We start from the raw sequence: 20,452 nt of genomic DNA, 5'->3' as shown, positions 1-20,452 counted from the left end.
TTATTTTGAATCAAAAATCTACACATTTCTTAATCGGGTATTTATTATAAAATAACCATTAAGAAAACAATCCCCCATCATTAATAGCGCCAGATGATTTTAAATTTAATTGACTGCTTACCTCCCAAGATAGGATATTGGGGCTTTCCCACGTTTTTTTTGTGGAATTTTCAATTTGAGGTTCATCTGAGCCCAATGGCGTGTTGTTTTTATTCAGTTCCATATTATTTGTTTTATAACACCTGTTTATTTGAAAGATATATGTAGAATTGATAATAAAATCCCAAAATGTTTATTGGACATTTGCATTAGGTTAGATTTAGAACAACAGAATGACTCCGAATTTCTAAAATCTCTATTTCTTATACAACCTTTTATCGTATTTTTGAATAAATAGGGCACAACTTATACCTCTAGTGAGAAAAATACTATCATTATAAGCCTCTTTTTTTCTAGGGTTCTCTAATATTCTCTCCAGACATGTTTCCATCTTTTGACAATCTAAATAGTATTGAATGGCCTTATTGGAGCGAAATGACTTTAACAGTTCTTGGAATTCACTTGCCTCAGATTGTATTCTAATCGCTAAATCGGTGGCTTGTCGCCCTTTTTTCTTTTGATGGATTAAATTGCCCAAAAGTCTACCTTTCATGGCTGTTTTTAAAAGCCATTTATTGGTATTATGCCTTTGGTAATATTGGTTGGGTACAGAAATACAATATTCCACCAATCGTTTATCAGTACTAGGATCATAGGTGCTGATATGATAATGATAAGCTAAATCTTGCCATAAGGCTCCTATTTTACTAAACAAGGGATTGATGAAATTGATATGCCCTTTCTTATTATGAATTGAATTAGAAAAGGTGGGGTCATGGCCCGTTTCTTTCATCTTTTGTATTAAGTCTAAATCTTGAGCAAATTGATTACTGATGAAGGAATAGGAGTCCCAACTAGGTAAACGATTGCTGTTCAACTTATTTTTAATTTCAGCTATGAGGTACTGTAAATAAGATGTTGGACTAAATTTTTCTTTGCCTTTATATCCTAAGATTCGCTTGATCAATCTTTTAATTTGTAAGCCTTCTGGATATCCCGTCCAAGAAAGCGTGGTATTTCCCGATTGTCCAATTAACATAGTATCAATATCTTTAGATTGTGCATCTAAATAAATTTGATGGATCCAAAACATATTACCAGCTGCGTGTAGAGGGGCATGGTGTAATTCTAGGGAGTCATATATGTTTTTGATAATGGACTGATTTTCACTTTGAACTATAATATGGTCCACATTACCTAAAAATTGAGCGGTAGGAATACTTAGATAAGATTCATCGGTCGCGGTATGTTCTGGAAAATAGTCGGAGGTTTTTTCTTTGGGGATAGATGTGAAAGCTGTTAATCTTTTTTTATCCTTTTTGAAAATTTCAGCGGCTACTGTGGTAATAGTACTGGAATCAAAACCTGAGCTAAGTTGTGAACCTAAATTTTTGGCATGTCGAATTCGATTTTTTACAGATTGTTCCAATACATCCGAAAACTGTTTGACATAGTCCATTTCTGATTCTAGGTGTAATTCGGGGGTATTCTCAGCAATCCAATAACGATGGAGGGTAAATTCCCCATTTTTTACCAAGCCATAATGTGCCGGTGGAAGATATTGGATGTTTACAAAAGCAGTGTTATTTGATTGTGTATTCCAAGCTGTCATGATACCAGCCAAATACACTTCATCGATTTTTATGGAATGGGAGTCTATTTCAATCAACCCTTTGATATAGGTTGAAAAAGCCATGTATTCATCCGTCAATCGGTAATACAATGCTGAAATACCCAGCTGATCTCGGGCAATTAATAGTTCTTGCTTTGCCTGATTCCAAATCGCCAATGTCCAATCCCCTTCAATTTTTTTAACAAATTCATTCCCGTACTCATGATACATTTTCAGTAGTAAGGCATTGTCAGAAAGATGGTCATTTACTTGAAGGCTCAAAAGATTAAGAAGTTCTTCTCTGTTGTCTATTCTACTGTTGGATACAACCCAACAATCATTTTCTGAATAGATTAAATGGTGAGAATCATCTTCTTTATTGATTTGCTTGTTGAGTGTTAGATTTTCCAAAAATAGGTTAACTTCCCTGTGTTCAAGCTCTTGAAGAGGCTTAAATTTTCGAGTGGACATTTTCAACCGATCAATGGATTCGTTTAAAATTTGGGATTGAAAGGTGTGAATTCCTGAAAATAAATTCATTATTGTATCAGATAACTTTAGGTGATTTATTGGAAATACAATTTTCAAAAAATTGAATCTGGCATTGGTTTTCCTTGGAAATAATTGAAAATTGGTGCTAGGTCATGTTAATATCTGATTTTATGTTGCATAAGATTGAATCCCTCCATCCACAGCGCCTCCATATTTCAAACCTATGTTGACAGATACCCATTCACTTATTTCAGGCGAAACCCAAGTTCTTTTTTCTTTAGTTTCATTTGATTTTTCTTCTGGAAATTGTTGTTCGTCCTTGTTCATAAATTAAATATAAGAGATGAAATTATTTATTGGAAATGCAATTTTCAAATGTTTGTTGCTTGATGTGATTTTTATTGAAAATAGTCAAATTCTGAACTGTTCTAAATTCAGCTATCAAAAATAAGTAGCAAATCCCCCATCTGCTCCTACACCTCCAGCGAGTTCTATATTGACAGATTCCCAAACTTCTATTTTGGGACTTAGCCAATTTCTTTTTTCATTGGAGTGAATGGTAGCATCTACGTCATGATATGGAGATTCTTGATCTGTAGTTTTTGTCATAATAGAGGAACGATGTATTATTTGGATTATTAATTCATGCTGATTTCATACAAGTCAAAATGCTTTACCGAGCTAATTTTTGAAGATAAGCTTTGGTTTTGCTCTAAATAAACCGTTAGATTTATTTTACACATAAGTTTTTGATGCCCCATCTGGTCCAATACCCCCCGCGAATTCTAAATTGACAGATTCCCAATCTTCTATTTTAGGACTCACCCAAATTCTTTTTTCATCAGTTTCATTTGATTTTACTGCTGGAAATTCTTGTTTGTTCATATTCGTATCTTTGAATGTAAAAGGTGGGGTGATTTATTGGAAATACAATTTTCAAAAAATTGAATCTGGCATTGGTTTTCCTTGGAAATAATTGAAAATTGGTGCTAGGTCATGTTAATATCTGATTTTATGTTGCATATGAATGAATCCCTCCATCAACATCTCCTCCATATTTCAAACCTAGGTTGTGACCGATTCCCAATTCCTTAATTCCCGCAAAATCTCGTGTTTCTTTTCAATCGTTAAATTGGTATTTTCATTGTAGTTGGATTTAGAAGTTTTAAGGTTGTTTTTCAGAGTTATTTTGTTTAATTATATTTAGTTTCCAAGTATGATTTAGAAGAAATTTGCTCTTAGAAAATTTTATTTAGCTTAAATATTGGCCATTCCATAGGGGGAGATTTCAATAAGTGAACGGAGAAATGTATTAGATAAATTTGAATTATACATATTACACCCCTGTGTAACTTAATAAAAATCAACAAATTTTTATTCCTATTAAAGGAACTCCATCTATTAATCGTAAGATTTACCAGCACCATCTCCTCCTGGTCCAAATCCTAATTCTATTTGTTCAGTTAACCAAGGATTTATTTCAGGTGAAATCCAATTTTTTTTTCTGAACTTGGTTTTTCAATAGTAAGGTCTTGATTCTTGGCATTCATATTTTTACTTTTTCGGGGATAGTTATGTTATTAAGAATGGTAATTTTTAGTATTTTAATTCTATTTTTTGATTAAAATTCAATTTCATGTAATCCAACCATCTGCCATAGAAGGAGGAAAATTCAATATTCTTTCTAGAAGTTTTTTTGATTGCTGACCTTTAGCTTAATTCAAATTAGGTCGAAATTATACACCTAATTTTAAGTTATACATAGGCTTTTGATCCACCATCTAATCCTCCCCCATACAATAGTCCCATGTTGATATATTCCCAAACTTCTATTTTGGGACTTACCCAATTTCTTTTTTCAGAGCATTTCATGGTAGCATCTACGCCATTGGGAGGAGTTATCACCTGTTCATTTTTGATGTGTTTTTCATGATCGAGGAACGATGGTTTTAAATGGAATGTTACAATAATTTGTTAGTCAATTGCCTGTCTAAAATTGGTTTTTTTTGACAAATTAGAATTGAATCATTTATTCCCATATTCAATTTACTTTCCTTAGCTTATTTTGGGAAGCAGCAGTAATTTCATTTATATAACTGTAAGATAAATTTATAAATAAGTTTGTGTTCCTCCATCACCGCCCAAGCCACCAGCATTTTCTATGTTTTCATTTTCCCAATTAGTTATTTCCGGCGAAACCCAAGTTCTCTTTTCATTGGATTCGAATAAATTTTCTTTAGGGGATTTTGGCTTGTTATTTTTCATGTTATATTTGAAGGGTTAGTTAAATTAAAAGCATTTATGTTAATCGTACTAAATTTTGTTAAAAATTATACTAACTAAATGCTAAATTGATTACAAATGTTTCATCCTAATATCAATTACATAAAGTAGTGATGAATTTTTTCCTTATCTGCGCCTAACTCTCTATCAAGCGTTACTCATTTTATTAATTGAAAAACTTAATTTAAACAACATAGGTTTGGCCCAACCCATCTCCTCCAGCTCCTCCTGCCGCCTCTATATTTTCAGAATTCCAAATATTGATTTCAGGAGAAATCCAATTTCTTTTTTCATTGAAATTCGTGCTAGAATCTACACCAAGAGAAGGAGATTCTATCGGATTATTTTTTGAAGTCTTAGTCATGATATAGGATCGATTTTTTTAAATGGATTGTTCTAATTTACTAAATTATTAAGATGCTATACAATGTTTCCAAATTTTTTCAGTGCAGTCTTTTATTGAATCATTTGTGGTTTCAATGGTCAAATGAGCCTGCTTGGGTATTTCAAAGGGGGAATCTATCCCAGTGAAATTCTTAATTTGTTTTTCTTTCACTTGTTGATACAAACCTTTCGGATCCCTTTCCATGCAAATTTCAATCGGGGTGTCTACAAAGACTTCCACATATTGATCTTGTAAAATTTGACGAGAATTTGTCCTCATGTCTTCCATGGGAGTAATCATGGCCACAATCACCCAATACCCTTCCTCGAGAAATAATTTGGCAATTTCAGCAGCCCTACGGATGTTCTCAAAACGGTCAGCATCCGTAAAACCTAGATTCGCATTAATTCCCTTTCTCAACACATCTCCGTCTAAAATAAGGCATTTTAAGCCTTTGGACACCATCAACTGTTTTAATTCCATGGAAATGCTACTTTTCCCTGCACCAGATAATCCTAACAGCCAAATACATTTGTTCATAGGGTATTCAAAAATTCATTGGTCAAGTGAATTAAAGCAAATAAAATTATTCGTGTATCATTCAATATATGTTTTTTTATTTATTTTATTTTTCAATTGACCTTTCATTTGTTTTTTTGAATAAAATAGGTTGTAAGGCTAACGATAATAACGGTAAGGGATATACTTTATCGTTAAATAAACATTTGGTTTTATTTACCTAGTTTTATCTTTTTAACGTCTCAATTTTATGGTACAATACAACCCTAAAGACTGGATCATATTTATTTTCCGATTTCATAAATCAGATACCTTCCGACAGCTCCTTCCTTTGATGATTTTTATCGGAATCTATTGTGCCATTATTCGTTTTTTAGAAATTGAGTATTGGGATTTGGGTGAAGACAGTTTGGTAAGGAATATTTCCTTGATGCACGGGATGCTGGGTTTTGTCATTTCCTTATTGTTGGCCTATCGAACCAATACCGCTTATGACCGCTGGTGGGAGGGAAGAAAAATGTGGGGGGCTTTGGTCAATAACTCAAGAAACTTAGCGATGAAATTGTCTGTCATGTTAGAACATGAATCCGACAGGCAGTTTTTTAGAAAAGTAATTCCTGCTTATGCTTCAATTTTGTCAAGGCATTTGAGTAATGAAGAGTCTGCTTTGGTTTTATTCGAAGGGCTAGATTTACACATAGATCACCAAAAGCATAAACCTAACCAGGTCGCTAAAATGTTATTTACTAAAGTAAATGACTTATACCAAAGTAAAAGGCTTACTGGAGAGCAATTGATTGTGATTAATAGTGAATTACAGTCTTTTACCGACATTTGTGGTGCTTGCGAAAGAATCAAAAATACACCAATCCCGTATTCTTACAGTGCTTTTATCAAGAAATTTATTTTCTTTTATATCATGACTTTGCCATTTGGCTATGTATTTAGCTTAGGCTATTTAGCCATTCCTGTAGTGGTTTTTACCTTTTATGTGTTGGCTAGTTTAGAGCTGATTGCGGAAGAAATAGAAGACCCTTTTGGACTAGATGCGAATGATCTCCCCACAGCTAAAATTGCTGCTAATATTAAAAAACAGATAGAAGATTTAATGTGATAGTAAAAAAACTATCTACAAGCGGGGACTTATCAAACGTGAAATCAAAGGTTAAAAATACCTAATCATGTACTGCACATGCTAGAACAGCTTCATTATATGTTGGCGATTCAGGTTTTGAAGGAATTGTTTTTTGTGAAAAATAGTGTTTTGTGATTTTTTTAACAAAATCATTGTTTAAAATTAGTCCAATCAGGTATTGTCAATTAATTTTAAGCTTATATTGCATTGGTAATTTGAAATGGAGTTAATACTCCGTGTTCTTTATATGGTTGAAAATGATATTCCTGAATTTTGGAATCACATTTTATCAAAAGAATTACCAATTCTCCCGATGTTCTAGCATAAATTTTTTTGAATTAAATTTGATGAGTTTTCATCATGAAATGGCTTCTTATGTCGAGTAGCAGAAATCATGATGTGAATTTTTTAAAATAACACTAAAAATAGTCGAATCTATATATGGATGGCATGTTGATCTTCTTGGTCTTATTTAAACTAGTGGTTTCGCTAGTATTGGCTGTCTTTAATTTTAGAGTCAATCGAAATACGATTTATTTGTCCGGGGTTTTAGTGGTCATAGCGCTTTTTGGATTACTCCATTACAGTATTTTTGCTAGCGACTCACCCACCATGTTGATATTCATGGGGGTCTATAGTATACCCACCTATTATTTGGTAGGGCCCTTTTTATATTTCTATTTCCGAAGTACCTTATTGGATAGTTCAAAAATTCACTCAATTGATTATCTGCATTATTTGCCCTTTTTCATTGCTTTAATCAATGTTTTTCCAAGTTTTTTGAGGCCATGGAATGAAGCGTTGGAATTGGCAAATCAAATATTGGCGGACCCTAATTATCTAAAAACACTGAATTTAGGTTGGATTTATCCAAGCAATTTTAATATGATTGGTCGACCTTTATGTATGTTGATTTATATAGGTTTAATTATCAAAATGTATCGGGAGCATAGTAATGAACTTTACCGAAATGCACTTCCTGATAGTCACCGTATTTTGATGAAGAAGTGGTTGATGTTACTTCTAACAGTCGTAACTTTTGCAGCGCTAAGTTATTTGGCTGGTGCAGTTGTCTTCATGAATACGCCCAACATTCCCAAGCAAACGGTGATGCATTCTCCGCTTACTTTGATCGTATTGATATCCTTTTTGATGATTCCTTTGCTCATCGTTATTTTCCCTCAGGTACTGTACGGTATTCCAATTGTCAAAAAGAAACGAAAATCATTTGATCATTTTTTAAATGCGTCTGAAATTTATAAATATGTGAACAAGTCGGATGATCCGCTTAAAGAAGATGCCCTTCGTATTTTAGATTGCATTCATGAAGAGAAATGGTATTTAGATCCTGACTTTAATGTGGATATATTAGCTTCTAAATTAGACCTTCCCAAGCACCACATTTATTATTGCTTTAACTACATTATCAAGTCTAAGTTTACCTCATTAAGAAGCCAGCTTAGAATTGAGTATGCCAAAAATTTATTGAGCTCAGATGCGGAAATGGATATGGAATTGGTTGCCCAACAATCGGGCTATAGTTCGGTTCAAAGTTTTAATCGAGCCTTTGTTGAGGAGGAAGGGATTAATGTTTATGAGTACCTTATTAAACTTAAAAAGAAATAGTAAAAGACTCATTTAGAGCCAAATTTGTGATATAAAATTACCCAATTGTTGTATCTATTAATACTAATTTACATTTGATAAAATAAAAAAAATGCCCACTAGGGGCCTAAGAGATCCTCATTTATGACCACATGATGATTGCCAACCACAAAAAAATGTAAAGATAAACCACTAGTAAATTCATCGCTTGACTTTTTACCATCAGCATTTCTTAAGTAGGTTTTGCTCAAGAAACCATCAATTGTATCAACATGCTATTGCTTACATTATACGACCTTATGTCAGGGTATTAATTTTGCATGAAGATTGCCCAATCAGCTCAAGTGGATGCTTTTGCTAGTTTCATGGAGAATGAGCCTAATATACGTACTTCAGAGTTAGGCGCTCGATATCTATATTCATTTCCCCAAGACAGAGGCTTTCCCGTGAATCCCTACATTTTGCGGGATTTGGCTCTGTCGCTAGCAAGATAAGGCAAATTGTAAAATGCAAGATCTGTTGTGTTTAATTTCATAGGTTACAGTGCTGGTATTGGCATGGAAACTAAATTAAGGGACAGGATTCCATTGAATGTCGAAGCTGCTCGAATGACCTTGTTTAATACCTATGTGAAAGGCCCTAATTGGGATGGGATATCCTTGAATTTGGGTGTTAACTATTCCTTTGGAGGCATTTTCTAAATGGTGGATCAAAGAATGGAGATGTACAAGTAATTGATATTGAGTTAGTAAAGTCTAAAACCTGACAAAAATCATATTTTTTTTTTAGAGCTACAAAATTGAACTATTCTAGCATATATGAAATAAGTTCCTTCCATTTGAAATGGTCATTATTTGATTTAAATGCCATGTATATTCCTTATAAATGGAATGAATTCACACCTATAAATGCCTTTTTGGGTGATTTTGTTTATTTAATTGCGTAAAATATATCTTCTATTTTAGTGGAAGTTGATTTTATTGCTATAATAGTTTTATAATGAGAATAGTGGATATTTCATTTTAATTAAAATTTGGGGTCATTTTAAAATTGAACTTTTAAGGCATAAAGGCTTTTTTAATGCGTTAAGGGCCAAATATGTTTACACATAATATAATATTTTTTGGTTTTTTATAATCTAGTTTTGTATGAAATACTTTAGGAATTGTTTTTAAAGTATATTTTCTTATCGACTTGGTATTGATCTACTCCCCGATAGGACAGTTTGAAATCTATAAATATATAAAAATGAAAAATCTAGGAATGACTGCCTTGTTGAAGGCGGGTTTGTTGGCTTGTGCCCTAGTACCCAGTAATCATTTAACCACATCAGCTTGCTCTGATCCCAATGCGAATTTAGACGGGTCACCCAAAAACAGTTTTGGAATTCGCTATTCCTATTCTTGTATGGGACTTACTTGGCGCCATGCCTTTAATCAGTTAAACCAATTTGAGGCATTTGTCCAGCCAGTATCTACGGACCCAGTTAAGGAGTTTAATTTTTATGGAGGAAGGTATATTCATCGTTTTCCCCAGACAGAATTCCCATTTACCCCCTATGTTTTTTTAGGTGTTGGTATGTCGACCTATCAAAACAACATGCCCAACCCCACTTTGAAAGAAAATACCAAGTTGAATAAGTGTTTAGGATATGCGTTAGGTCAGGGTGTTGAAACCAAAATCACGGATCATTTGAGCTTATCGGGAGATGTGGCTATCACTCGATTGAATGATGAACCAGACCAAATGCTAGGAATCATTCGGATGGGTGTGGGGATGCATTATACACTTAAATAGTTCACCAAGGGGAATATTCGATTTCTATCATTCATATTTTGATAGATGCTTTTCGACCATTTTTTTAGTAATAATACTATTGTAATGGTTACATTAGAATATTCTTTTCTATTGTGTCTAATGAATTTACTCTTGTCATGAAAAATTATCTATATCCAGTACCTAAAAATGAGAAGGAAAGATTAAGGGCTCTTTATGAATATCAAATCTTAGATACTTTAACTGAGAAGGAATTCGATAAAATTACGGCATTGGTATCTTATATATGCGAAGTCCCCATTGCCTTTATTTCATTGGTTGATAAAGATCGCCTATGGTTTAAATCAGAAATCGGTTTAGCTAGTAAGCAAACGACCCGAGAAGTCTCTTTTTGCCAATATACTATCATGGGAGAGCAAATTTTTGAAGTGCCCAATGCATTAGAAGATAGTCGTTTTGTCGATAACCCCATGGTAACAGGAAATCCTCATATTCGATTTTACGCAGGAGCCCCATTAACTACACCAGATGGATTTCAAATTGGATCTTTGTGTGTCATTGACCAAGTGCCTAGAGAATTGACAATAGAACAGCGAGAGGCATTGAATACGCTAGCAGAGCATGTTATTCGTGCATTGGAACTCAGGATTAAGAATCAAGAATTAAGGGTACAAGTCAATCGATTGACGGAGGAAAAAATGGCCCGAGTTACCTTAGAATTGGGGCGTTATAAAGAGGCATTGGATGAGGTATTGGCCGTATTCATTATGGATGCACAAGGAATTGTTACTTATGCCAATGAAGCAATTTGTACTTTGAGTCAGTATTCGAGGGAGGAGTTAATTGGTCATCACAAGCGCATATTACATCCTGAGTTTGATTCTTCATCAGAATCTGATACATTTTGGGAAACCATTCAATCGGGTGAAGTATGGAAAGGGGAGATGCAGAATAGAGCTAAGGATGGCACTAATTATTGGTTGAATATCACTTTTGTTCCATTTAAAGGAAAGGATGGTAAAGTTACTCAGTATTTGGCCATTAGTAGTGATATAACGGAGCAAAAAATCAAATCCATTGACCTAGAGTTATTTTTTGAGTTATCTCAGGATTACTTGACGGTTGCCAATATGAATGGATTTTATGAAAAGGTAAGTCCTTCATTTTATCGAAATTTAGGTTATACTGAATCTGAAATGTTACATCATTCAGGAGCCTCATTCGTGATTGAAGAGGATTTGCCGCTGAGGGAGGTCCTTCGAGCAAAGATGTTGAAGGGTGAAGGAGTCAGAGATTTCGAATTGAGATATAAATGTAAGGATGGAAGTATTAAGGTGTTGAGTTGGAATTCTTCCCCCAATGAGCAGACAGGTAAATTATATGGAATTGCTCGAGATGTAACGGCAAGTAAAAAAATCATAGAAGAAAATAATCGATTATCGTGGGTTGCCAAAGGAACGGATAATATTGTGGTTATAGCCAACCCTCAAGGTCAGATAGAATGGGTGAATGATCCTTTTGGAAAGTTGACAGAATATACTTTAGATGAAGTAATCGGTAAAAAACCGGGTAGTTTTTTAAAGTATGAAAGCTCGGATGCTACTACTGTACAAGCAATGAATGAGGCTATTGTTAACCGTAAAGCTTTTAAAGGAGAGATCAGGAATCGTTCTAAATCAGGGCGAGAATATTGGTTAGAATTATCTATAAATCCCATATTCAATAATCAGCAAGAGCTGATAAATTTTATTGCTATTGAATCTGATATAACGGAGAAAAAAGAAAAGGATTTAGAAATTTCCAATCTATTAGCCACCCAAATAGCCATTTTTAATGGGGTTAGTTTGGCTATTATTTTTACTGATGTAAACGGATTTATAAAAAAGGTGAATCAAGCTACATTGGAATTGTTTGGCTATGAATTTGATGAAATTGTGGAGAAGCTTTTGAGTCAGATCCCTTGTTTTGATATGGATGAATTGATTCAGTATAACCTCGAACTGAGCGAAGAATATGGTGTCGAATTCGTCCCTAGTTTTGAAACATTTGTTATGAGGACCCGATCTACTGGAAAACCAGAGCGCAGGGAGTGGACCCTTATTTCTAAGTCTGGAAATCGTATTCCAATTTGGTTGGGTGTTACTTGTGTGAATAATGATCGTGGAGAAATCATTGGTTATTTAGGTGTTGCTGAAGATTATACCGAGCATAAGCAAGCTCAGAATGAGTTGATTCAGGCCAAAGATGATGCTGAAATGGCTGTGAGAGCAAAAGATAGCTTTTTGACGAATATGAGCCATGAGATTCGCACTCCTTTAAATGCTATTATTGGTTTCACTGAATTATTACAAAGTAATCATCTGGCGAGTCCTGAAAGTGAATATGTAGAGAATATTCAAACTGCAGGAGATCATTTACTTTTGCTCATTAATGACATCTTGGATTTATCGAAAATAGACTCAGGCAAAATAGAATTGGAAGTTCAGCCTTTCCGACTGAAAGAATCGCTCAAACACGTTCATGATTTGCTCAAAGTAAAGGCTACCAAAAAAGCCATTGATTTTCTTTTGTATTTAGATTCTGAATTGCCAGAAGTGATCATTGGGGATAGAGGGCGCTTAAATCAGGTGCTCATAAATTTGGCAGGTAATGCCATTAAATTTACGGAGGAGGGAGAAGTAAGCATTTCCGTCAAAAAGGTACATGAAACAGAAACCAAAATCAGTTTGCGTTTTTCTGTGAAGGATACGGGCATAGGTATTTCAGAGGAAAAAATTCAAACCATCTTTGATCGATTTATTCAAGCGGAAGCTAGTACGACCCGCAAATTTGGTGGATCAGGTTTAGGTTTGAATATCGCCAAGCAATTAGTGGAATTACAGGGGGGGAAGATTGAATTAAAAAGTCAGTTAGGAAGAGGTTCTGAGTTCTATTTTGTTTTGGAATTTACTAAGGCGAATCAATTGATAGAGAAACAGCAGAAAAAGGAAAGTACTGGATTAAGCTTGGATCATACCATAACCATCTTGATGTGTGAGGATAATGAAATGAATCAGCGATTGGCGAAAACGGTCATTGCCAACTTTGGTTTTCAATTGGACATCGCTAATAATGGGAAAGAGGGCATCGAACTCTTAAAGCAGAAAGAATATGATTTAGTGCTGATGGATTTACAAATGCCTGAAATGGATGGTTATCAAGCCACGGTGTACATTCGTAATGAAATGAAATCTAATATCCCAATCATAGCCATGACTGCTCATTCTTTGGTGGGGGAGCAGCAGAAATGCTTTGATATAGGTATGAATGGCTATGTTTCCAAGCCTTATAAGCAGCAAGATTTGCTCCAGAAAATTCGAGAATTTATTCGTGAATAGTATGCTCTATTCACGAATAAATGAGTTAAGGAAGTAGCTTAAAATAGCTGGCAACGAATTTGTTATCGACAATTTTGCCTTGTACTTGGGCTTTTCTCACTACTTTGCAAAAGCCTTTTTCAGAGTGACTTCCGCCATAATCATTGATATTGGGGCCTTCTACATAGTATTTCTTATTATCTAGTTTGATGGCCAATTGGCATACATCACCAGGCATTTCGAAATTGCAGGAACCACAACTAGCTTCTACGGTGTAAACAGTTTGTTTTTTGTCTAATTGGAGAAATTTAGGCTTGGTATTGGGTACAAAGGCAAGTCCAATACCGATAAAGAACCATGACATCAGGAAATAAATAATCTTTTTCATCTGCTTATTATTAAAGCCCTCCAAATCTAAATTGTAAGCCGAAAAACACCATAAGGAGGGCAACTAGGGTGATGAATCGGATGTGGAGTACCATCAAAGGCAGTTTGTTTACACTTAGCTTAGGAATGATGAAAATACGGGCATGAAGGGCCAGTACTAGGCTAAGTACCAGTAAGCTTAATTTGATAATAATATTTCTTTGTATTGGGTTATCCCAGCTAAATTGAATTCCATATTGAATTATGGACATCCAAACACCTGTGATAATCTGTACGACCAAACTAGGTATGCCGATGGGTTCATAATTTTTTTCAAAATGCTGAATAAGCTGGATATCCTTGTTCAATAAGGCCTTGGGTACAATTTGCAAGCTCAATAGTAAATGGCCTCCCACCCAAATACAGGCTCCAATCAAGTGCAACAAGAGTAAAGTATGGTATAGCATCTTTTTTATTTATAAGTCTTTCTTTTTAAAATAGCGCAAGGAGCAGATAAAAGGAATCATTATCCATAATATCAAGGTGCCAAATGAAATGGCAATTCCGCCCGAAGTGCCGAAGAAATCTTTGAAAATGGCTCCAGTGTATCCCATCAGAGCAGAAACGTCCATTTGCATGAGAATTAAAATGCGTGCTAAATCTATAGGGTTAAGCATGCTAATGAGTATCATAAATTTTTCAATGGGGTAGTCGGCCCATTGGAATAGCATGAATAAGACAATACCATCAAAAATAATGGCATAAAATAACCAGAGAATGATAGAAAGGCCAATTCCTTTGGCTTTGTCCTTGGTCAGAACGGCTGCCAATAGGGCAATGGCCGTAAAAATGAAGGTCAATAATAGGCCACAAATCACGAGCATCAATCCTAGAAAACTAGGTTCAAATATGAGGATGACTATTCCTGCTCCAACAAAAAATGCTAGTCCCAGGGCTGTGATTAATCCAATAAACAGGCTCCACCAAATGGCGTTTCTTTGTAAGGGTTGACTAAGTAATAGTTCAATAAATTCACTACTATTGTACATATATATCGTTGAGAATATCAAACAGACCAAGGGAACAATCATGAGTATGATGTTCAACATACTCAGTAGACCTTTCGAAGAGGTATCCTCTAAGCTAAATACACTCAATGAAGCAAGCAGTAAAATGAGGGTATAAAAAAGGACAATCCGATTTCGGATAATGTCGGCAATCACATGTTTATATATCTTATTCATGGGCTTTTAAGCAATGATTTTGGCAATCATTTTGGATAATTTCACTTCTTGTGTTTCTTGCTGTAAATCCTCTAAGGTTTTTTGAAATAAGACCTGACCATCTTGCATGTAAATGACTTCCGTGATCATTTCATCCAATTCACTCAGCACGTGGGATGAAATGATGGTGGATTTACCTTTAGCTTTCTCTTTCAGAATTTTCTGTTTTAGTATTTCGGAAGAAAGAGGGTCTAATCCCGCTGTGGGTTCATCTAAAATCAGGATATCTGGTTGGAATAAAAAAGCAAGGCAAGCCCCCACTTTTTGACGCATTCCTCCAGATAGAGTCCCCATCCTTTTAGGGTATATTTCTTTTAAGTGGTATTGTTCAATCAATTCTTCATCTAGGTCTTTTTGATCTTTCCGAATATCAATCATCATGGACATGACTTCCCCAACACTCATGTTTTCTGGATAGCGGGTCATTTGAGGCATAAAACCGATTTTTCCCCGGTAGGACCATTGACCAGCAATATCTTCTCCTTGAAAAAGGACTTTCCCCGTATCAGGAATTACCATTTGTAAAATGCTTTTGATTAAGGTCGTTTTTCCACTCCCGTTTGGACCAATCAAGGCAATGCAAGCTCCTGGTCGACAAGTGATATGTACATCATTGAGTACCTGCTGATTTCCAAAACGCTTAGAGATATGTTCAGTGATAATCATAATTGGACCGGTTTAATGAGTGGAAATTGATCTTTTAATTGTTCTGGAGTTAAACTAGGTATTAGTTTCTCGGTCTTGTCCATCAAGGCAGAAATGAAACTGCGGAACATGATGAGTGTGGTTGGGTTTTTTTCTAAAATGATGGAAAATAAACTAACGGGTCTAAAGGGTACATCTCCAATGTGATCTCGGTTTAAATCATAGCCATCGTATTTATCCCAATAATTACCATTAAAATTGTTCAGAACCAGCGTGCCATTGGTGCTCACATCAAAGGTGTTGTTCATGAAATTATTGTGATGGATGGCCATGTCTTGGCAACTGGCTTGAATTTTAAGTCCCCAGCCATTATTGGAAAAGGTGTTTCGTGTCATTTTAACCCGACTTACTCCCTCTAAATAGATGCCAGTCGTATTTTTTTCAAAATGATTTCCTTGAATGATACCATCTGAAATCTCTTTGAGTAAAATACCGTATGAAGCATCTCCCCAATTTTGGTGGAAGGTGTTGTAAAACATGTTGACATGATTGGAGAACATGACCGCTACCCCAGCACCATTGTTGGTAAAAACATTGGAAATATAGGTGTCATTATTGGAAAACATAAAGTGTAAGCCATAGCGGAGGTTACGGAAAGAACGGTTGTTTTTGATGATTGAATGAGTGACAAATTCAAAATATATTCCGTCGCGGTGACCCGTGATGAGGTTATTTTGGATTTGTAAATAGCTACTATTCCAGCAGTGGATGCCATTGCCACTTTGTTGCTCCTCTACACCATAGGCAATGATATGGTTATTTTTGATGGTGCAATGTTTGCCATATTGAACATATATCCCAAAGAAGGAGTTGGTAATTAAGTTATTGATAATTTGTACATGCTGAGAATCGTAGATTTTGATACCAGCCAAATCTTTTAAACTAGAAATGCCTGAATTGCGGATATGAAAACCCTGTATGGTAACATGTGAAGCTTTGATGGAAAGGACTTCATATTTTCCTTCTCCGTCCAAAATAGGCAAGCCTTGTCCAATGATGCTTAAGGCCTTATCGATGATGAGGTTATGCTCATGATAGACGCCTTTTTTAACCAAGATGCTATCACCAACTTGGGCGTGCTGAATGGCGTCAGCTACGTTTTTAAACCGTTCATTTTTTCCTACATGCCAAATGCTAGCTTGGGCAGAGGGAAGAAAAATGGAGATTAAAAGGAATAAGATGAGGTAAGTTTTAGGGGCAATCATTGGCGAATACTTTCCCAAGTTTTTTCTTCTCCAGCTAAAGCTTGGTTGTTTTTGATTAATTCATTTTTATCTACAAAGGCTGCAAAATTGCCTGTCATGGGACTTCCCAAGGAAGGACTGGAAATAAAATAGGCTTGAGAGGCAAGGACTAATTCATGTTTTCCAGAGAAGTTACTAACATAAATGTCTTTGACCTGTGTTTCCTTATTGATTTGTAGGTAATTCAACAAGCACTTAAGGTCATCGAAAGGGTAGGTCTTTCCTTGTTGCGTTAGTAAGGCAGATGCGAATCGAATATCACTAATGCCCATTTTACAAAAATGACAACTATCTCGACCTACTTGAATGGGTTTGACTTCTAGGCTACAACCATGTAAAAAGAATAAGAGGGGAAGGATGGATAAAACTGATCTGGGGTTTTTGGAATTACGCCATTCCAAAATGACCCCAGTCAGTAACATCAAACCAATACCAATAAATATCCAACCACCCACATCGGGTATGGAATAAGCTCCAAAATTCAATAGTTGTTTGAAACCAATGAGCGGAGGCTGATAGGCCATACCCGGTACTTGAATGGCGGCATTCGGATCTAAATCATGACCATAATCGTATTCCCATTTCCAGAAATCTACCATGGCAATCACACCAAACAAGACAAAGGCTGAAAACAGAAAATAGAGTACTTTTTTACGGTTTACCCATGCCCCGATGAAAAACAAAATGGAAAACCCCAAGATGATATAAGGCAATACTGTAAATTCTATAAAGTCCTCTTTGTGCATGGTCTTCATTCCTATGTAGTGGTTCAGACCATTGATGATATCAACGTTTCCTCGGATATCATTGGCATGAATTTGAAGGCTCAATCCTTCCGGATATTGGGGAGCATCTAATTCAATTTTCCAGATGGGTAAATAAACCACAAAGGGTAATAAAATAGAGGAGATGAACAGCAGCATGCGTGCTGGTTTTTTCATTTGTTGCGTATTCATGTTAGGCAATTTAAACTATTTACTAGGAGGCAATAGAACTCCATCAATCACATGGATGATGCCATTGGATGCAGGTACGGATGCAATAATTGTAGCTGAGTTGTTAAGGGTAATTTTGCCATTTTTCACACTTACTGTAACATTGTCACCATTCACCATGCCCAATACTTGTCCATCTTGTAAGTAATCAGCTTTAAGCGCAGAAACGGTTACATGGTATTGAAGGATATTTTGTAAATCAGCTTTTTTCTCATCCGTCATTAAGGCAGTTAAGGTAGCTTTATCCAACTTATCAAAAGCGACATTGGTGGGCGCAAAAACGGTAAAAGGACCTGCATTGGATAAGGAAGTAACCAAATCCGCTTGTTTCAATGCAGCCACTAAAGTGCTATGATCTTTAGAACCCACAGCAACCTTCACTACATCTTGTTGTGAATCATCATCTTTGACATTTTCTTGACCACCTGAAACTGTGGTCGTTTCAGTTGTATTGGAAGAAGAATCTGCTTCCGAGCTTGAACATGCTGCTGTTAACATAAACATAGCAGCTAAAATAGTTATGGATAAAATTTTCATAATGGTTCAAATTTTAATGGAGGAAAAGGGAGAGTATGGAAAGCCATACTCTCCCAGTTGGTTTAGTTTTTAGCTATGGTTTTAGTTTTACCTAAACTATAGCTGATTGGAACCTTACTTCCTTTTGGAGATACCCGAATGTATCCAGACATTTCTTGGTGCAATGCACTACAGAAGTCAGTACAGTACATCGGGAAGATACCTACCTTATCAGGTTCCCATTTCATGGTTTGGGTTTCACCTGGCATAATTAATAATTCTGCATTAGTGGCACCTTTGATGGCAAATCCATGAGGAACATCCCAATCTTGCTCTAGGTTGGTCACGTGGAAATACACCACATCACCCATTTTGATCCCTTCTATGTTGTCCGGAGCAAAGTGAGAACGAATGGATGTCATGTACACATGGACCACATTGCCTTCTCTGACCACTTTGGCTTGACCTTCACCTTTGGTTACATACTTGTTCTCATTCTCATTGATTTTGTAGAACTTAATGGAACGGTCTTTGATTAAATCCGCAGATATAGCTTGTGCATAGTGAGGTTCACCTATGGTAGGGAAGTCGAGAATCATCTCCATCTTATCACCACTGATATCATACAATTGTGCACTTTGAGTCAACTCTGGACCAGTAGGCAAGTAACGATCTTTGGTAATTTTATTATAAGCAATTAGGTATTTGGCATTTGGTTTTTTGCTGTCTCCACCAGGGATACATAAGTGACCCACAGAATAATAGGTTGGTGCACGATCCAGCACTTTCAAATCCTTAATATTCCATTTAACCACTTCACTAGATACGAAGAAGGTAGTATAGGCATTTCCTTTTCCGTCAAATTCTGTGTGCAATGGTCCAAGTCCCGGTTTTTTCACCTCGCCATATAATGCGGCTTCATATTTAATAACAGGAATACCTTCAAAGCTACCATCAAACTGTTTTCCCTCTATGGCTTTCAACATTTTGTCAAAGCTAAATACAGGAATTAAGGCAGCTAACTTTCCAGAACCAACGATGTATTCTCCAGTTGGATCCACATCACATCCGTGAGGAGATTTAGGGCAAGGAATGAAATAGCAGATATCTTTTAATGCTTTAGCATCTAATACTAAGACATCTTTTTTCATTTCCGAAGTAGCCGTATGAGTTTTCTCATTGTACTTATTATGGGCATATTTAGCGGCTATGCGTTTCGCTTTTCCGGCTTTGATGTACTCTTCTGCTTTTTTCCAATTGACTGCCATAATAAAGTCCTTATCACGCTGAGAAGCATTTACTTCTAATAGTGTATTGGCTTGTTCTGTATTGTAGCAGCTAAAGAAGAACCATCCATTGGATTTGCCTTTTCCAGCATGACTCAAGTCAAAGTTTACTCCTGGACATTCAATTTGGAAAGCCAAATCCATTTCACCACTTTCTTTTTTCACGGAGATGAAACTGATATACCCTTTAAAGTTTTCTTTGTAGGTATTGATTGGAATATCGCCATTGGCATTATCGGGTGGTACGGAGAAACGAGTACCTGCCACCACATACTCCGTGTTTTCCGTGATGAAAGGAGAGGAGTGATTACCTGCACTATTCGGTAATTCGATGATTTCAGCTGTTTTAAAGCTTGCTAAATCAATACGCGCTACACGAGGAGTGTTGTTGGCATTTCCGAAAACCCATCGACCATCCACTTCTCCATTGGTTTGAGAAAGTTCTGTATGGTGAAGGTCATCCCAAGGCACAAATCCATGAGAAGTGTTCAACATAGGTTTTGTTTCTTCACTGTAGCCATAACCTTTTTCTGGGTCAACAGAAAAAACAGGTATAACACGGAATAACCGACCACTAGGTAGTCCATAGACACTCATTTGTCCAGAGAAACCACCGGAAACTAGATTGTAAAATTCATCATATTTACCTGGGGCAACGTAGGCTTTTTCCGCAGAACCTGAGGAAGAAGCATTTCCTGCATTTTTAGGCTTACAGGATTGAATAGTCAATCCGGCAAGCATCAAGAGAGCTAGGATTTTGGTTAAATTAGTCTTCATGTGCTTAATTATTTGGTT

Annotated in this window: 23 protein-coding genes; 6 read left to right on the top strand and 17 right to left on the bottom strand. The window is 35.8% G+C overall.

What is annotated here, in order from left to right:
* Positions 1-58 precede the first annotated feature (58 nt).
* From EWU23_RS03615 to cysC, 9 genes are all read right to left on the bottom strand, one after another.
* Complete coding sequence (locus EWU23_RS03615; protein ID WP_166228882.1) at positions 59-223, bottom strand: hypothetical protein; 165 nt, start codon at positions 221-223, stop codon at positions 59-61.
* Between the two features lie 132 nt (positions 224-355).
* Entirely contained in the window at positions 356-2,182 is a 1,827-nt protein-coding gene (locus tag EWU23_RS03610) for an asparagine synthase-related protein (protein WP_166228880.1), read from the bottom strand.
* A gap of 189 nt (positions 2,183-2,371) precedes the next feature.
* Positions 2,372-2,530: a hypothetical protein gene (locus EWU23_RS03605; RefSeq protein ID WP_166228878.1), complete on the bottom strand. Its 159-nt coding sequence runs from the start codon at positions 2,528-2,530 to the stop codon at positions 2,372-2,374.
* A gap of 114 nt (positions 2,531-2,644) precedes the next feature.
* Positions 2,645-2,812 carry a hypothetical protein gene (locus EWU23_RS03600; RefSeq protein ID WP_166228876.1) on the bottom strand — a complete coding sequence of 56 codons (168 nt, stop codon included), beginning with the start codon at positions 2,810-2,812 and terminating at the stop codon, positions 2,645-2,647.
* A 126-nt stretch (positions 2,813-2,938) separates the two neighbouring features.
* Positions 2,939-3,088, bottom strand: a complete 150-nt coding sequence (locus EWU23_RS03595) for a hypothetical protein (RefSeq protein ID WP_166228874.1) — start codon at positions 3,086-3,088, stop codon at positions 2,939-2,941.
* Positions 3,089-3,958: 870 nt separating this feature from the next.
* Positions 3,959-4,108: a hypothetical protein gene (locus EWU23_RS03590; RefSeq protein ID WP_166228872.1), complete on the bottom strand. Its 150-nt coding sequence runs from the start codon at positions 4,106-4,108 to the stop codon at positions 3,959-3,961.
* A gap of 204 nt (positions 4,109-4,312) precedes the next feature.
* Positions 4,313-4,468 carry a hypothetical protein gene (locus EWU23_RS03585; RefSeq protein ID WP_166228870.1) on the bottom strand — a complete coding sequence of 52 codons (156 nt, stop codon included), beginning with the start codon at positions 4,466-4,468 and terminating at the stop codon, positions 4,313-4,315.
* Between the two features lie 202 nt (positions 4,469-4,670).
* Positions 4,671-4,850 carry a hypothetical protein gene (locus EWU23_RS03580; RefSeq protein ID WP_166228868.1) on the bottom strand — a complete coding sequence of 60 codons (180 nt, stop codon included), beginning with the start codon at positions 4,848-4,850 and terminating at the stop codon, positions 4,671-4,673.
* A 48-nt stretch (positions 4,851-4,898) separates the two neighbouring features.
* Complete coding sequence (cysC, locus tag EWU23_RS03575) at positions 4,899-5,411, bottom strand: adenylyl-sulfate kinase (protein WP_166228866.1); 513 nt, start codon at positions 5,409-5,411, stop codon at positions 4,899-4,901.
* Between the two features lie 229 nt (positions 5,412-5,640).
* On the opposite strand from cysC, the gene EWU23_RS03570 reads away from it, so the two are divergent.
* From EWU23_RS03570 to EWU23_RS03545, 6 genes are all read left to right on the top strand, one after another.
* A complete protein-coding gene (locus tag EWU23_RS03570) occupies positions 5,641-6,504 on the top strand; it encodes a bestrophin family protein (RefSeq protein ID WP_166228864.1) in 864 nt (287 codons plus the stop codon).
* Positions 6,505-6,966: 462 nt separating this feature from the next.
* A complete protein-coding gene (locus tag EWU23_RS03565) occupies positions 6,967-8,151 on the top strand; it encodes an AraC family transcriptional regulator (RefSeq protein ID WP_205753063.1) in 1,185 nt (394 codons plus the stop codon).
* 299 nt (positions 8,152-8,450) lie between these two features.
* Positions 8,451-8,624, top strand: coding sequence for a hypothetical protein (locus EWU23_RS03560; RefSeq protein ID WP_166228860.1), 174 nt, complete (start codon positions 8,451-8,453; stop codon positions 8,622-8,624).
* 63 nt (positions 8,625-8,687) lie between these two features.
* On the top strand, positions 8,688-8,831 hold the full coding sequence (locus EWU23_RS03555; RefSeq protein WP_205753062.1) for a hypothetical protein: 144 nt from the start codon (positions 8,688-8,690) through the stop codon (positions 8,829-8,831).
* Between the two features lie 547 nt (positions 8,832-9,378).
* Positions 9,379-9,927 (top strand): hypothetical protein, encoded by a 549-nt coding sequence (locus EWU23_RS03550; RefSeq protein WP_166228856.1) that lies wholly within the window; start codon positions 9,379-9,381, stop codon positions 9,925-9,927.
* A gap of 137 nt (positions 9,928-10,064) precedes the next feature.
* On the top strand, positions 10,065-13,283 hold the full coding sequence (locus EWU23_RS03545; RefSeq protein WP_166228854.1) for a PAS domain-containing protein: 3,219 nt from the start codon (positions 10,065-10,067) through the stop codon (positions 13,281-13,283).
* Positions 13,284-13,308: 25 nt separating this feature from the next.
* Here EWU23_RS03545 and EWU23_RS13955 read toward each other — a convergent pair whose 3' ends face one another.
* From EWU23_RS13955 to nosZ, 8 genes are all read right to left on the bottom strand, one after another.
* Positions 13,309-13,650 carry a DUF6370 family protein gene (locus EWU23_RS13955; protein WP_205753061.1) on the bottom strand — a complete coding sequence of 114 codons (342 nt, stop codon included), beginning with the start codon at positions 13,648-13,650 and terminating at the stop codon, positions 13,309-13,311.
* Positions 13,651-13,660: 10 nt separating this feature from the next.
* The gene (locus EWU23_RS03535) at positions 13,661-14,095 is read right to left on the bottom strand and encodes a CopD family protein (protein ID WP_166228852.1); all 435 of its coding nucleotides are present in this window, start codon (positions 14,093-14,095) and stop codon (positions 13,661-13,663) included.
* A 9-nt stretch (positions 14,096-14,104) separates the two neighbouring features.
* Positions 14,105-14,872, bottom strand: coding sequence for an ABC transporter permease subunit (locus tag EWU23_RS03530; protein WP_166228850.1), 768 nt, complete (start codon positions 14,870-14,872; stop codon positions 14,105-14,107).
* A 6-nt stretch (positions 14,873-14,878) separates the two neighbouring features.
* Entirely contained in the window at positions 14,879-15,577 is a 699-nt protein-coding gene (locus EWU23_RS03525; protein WP_166228848.1) for an ABC transporter ATP-binding protein, read from the bottom strand.
* Complete coding sequence (locus EWU23_RS03520) at positions 15,574-16,821, bottom strand: nitrous oxide reductase family maturation protein NosD (RefSeq protein WP_166229041.1); 1,248 nt, start codon at positions 16,819-16,821, stop codon at positions 15,574-15,576. The genes EWU23_RS03525 and EWU23_RS03520 overlap by 4 nt, the downstream gene beginning before the upstream one ends.
* Positions 16,818-17,816 (bottom strand): nitrous oxide reductase accessory protein NosL, encoded by a 999-nt coding sequence (locus tag EWU23_RS03515; RefSeq protein WP_205753060.1) that lies wholly within the window; start codon positions 17,814-17,816, stop codon positions 16,818-16,820. The genes EWU23_RS03520 and EWU23_RS03515 overlap by 4 nt, the downstream gene beginning before the upstream one ends.
* Positions 17,817-17,831: 15 nt before the next feature.
* The gene (locus EWU23_RS03510) at positions 17,832-18,392 is read right to left on the bottom strand and encodes a fasciclin domain-containing protein (RefSeq protein WP_166228846.1); all 561 of its coding nucleotides are present in this window, start codon (positions 18,390-18,392) and stop codon (positions 17,832-17,834) included.
* A 62-nt stretch (positions 18,393-18,454) separates the two neighbouring features.
* Positions 18,455-20,434: a Sec-dependent nitrous-oxide reductase gene (nosZ, locus tag EWU23_RS03505; RefSeq protein ID WP_166228844.1), complete on the bottom strand. Its 1,980-nt coding sequence runs from the start codon at positions 20,432-20,434 to the stop codon at positions 18,455-18,457.
* Between the last annotated feature and the right edge of the window lie 18 nt (positions 20,435-20,452).

The sequence above is a fragment of the Aquirufa beregesia genome, assembly GCF_011090385.1.
In the GTDB taxonomy this organism is placed as follows: domain Bacteria; phylum Bacteroidota; class Bacteroidia; order Cytophagales; family Spirosomataceae; genus Aquirufa; species Aquirufa beregesia.
This window is presented reverse-complemented; position numbering and strand designations above follow the sequence as displayed.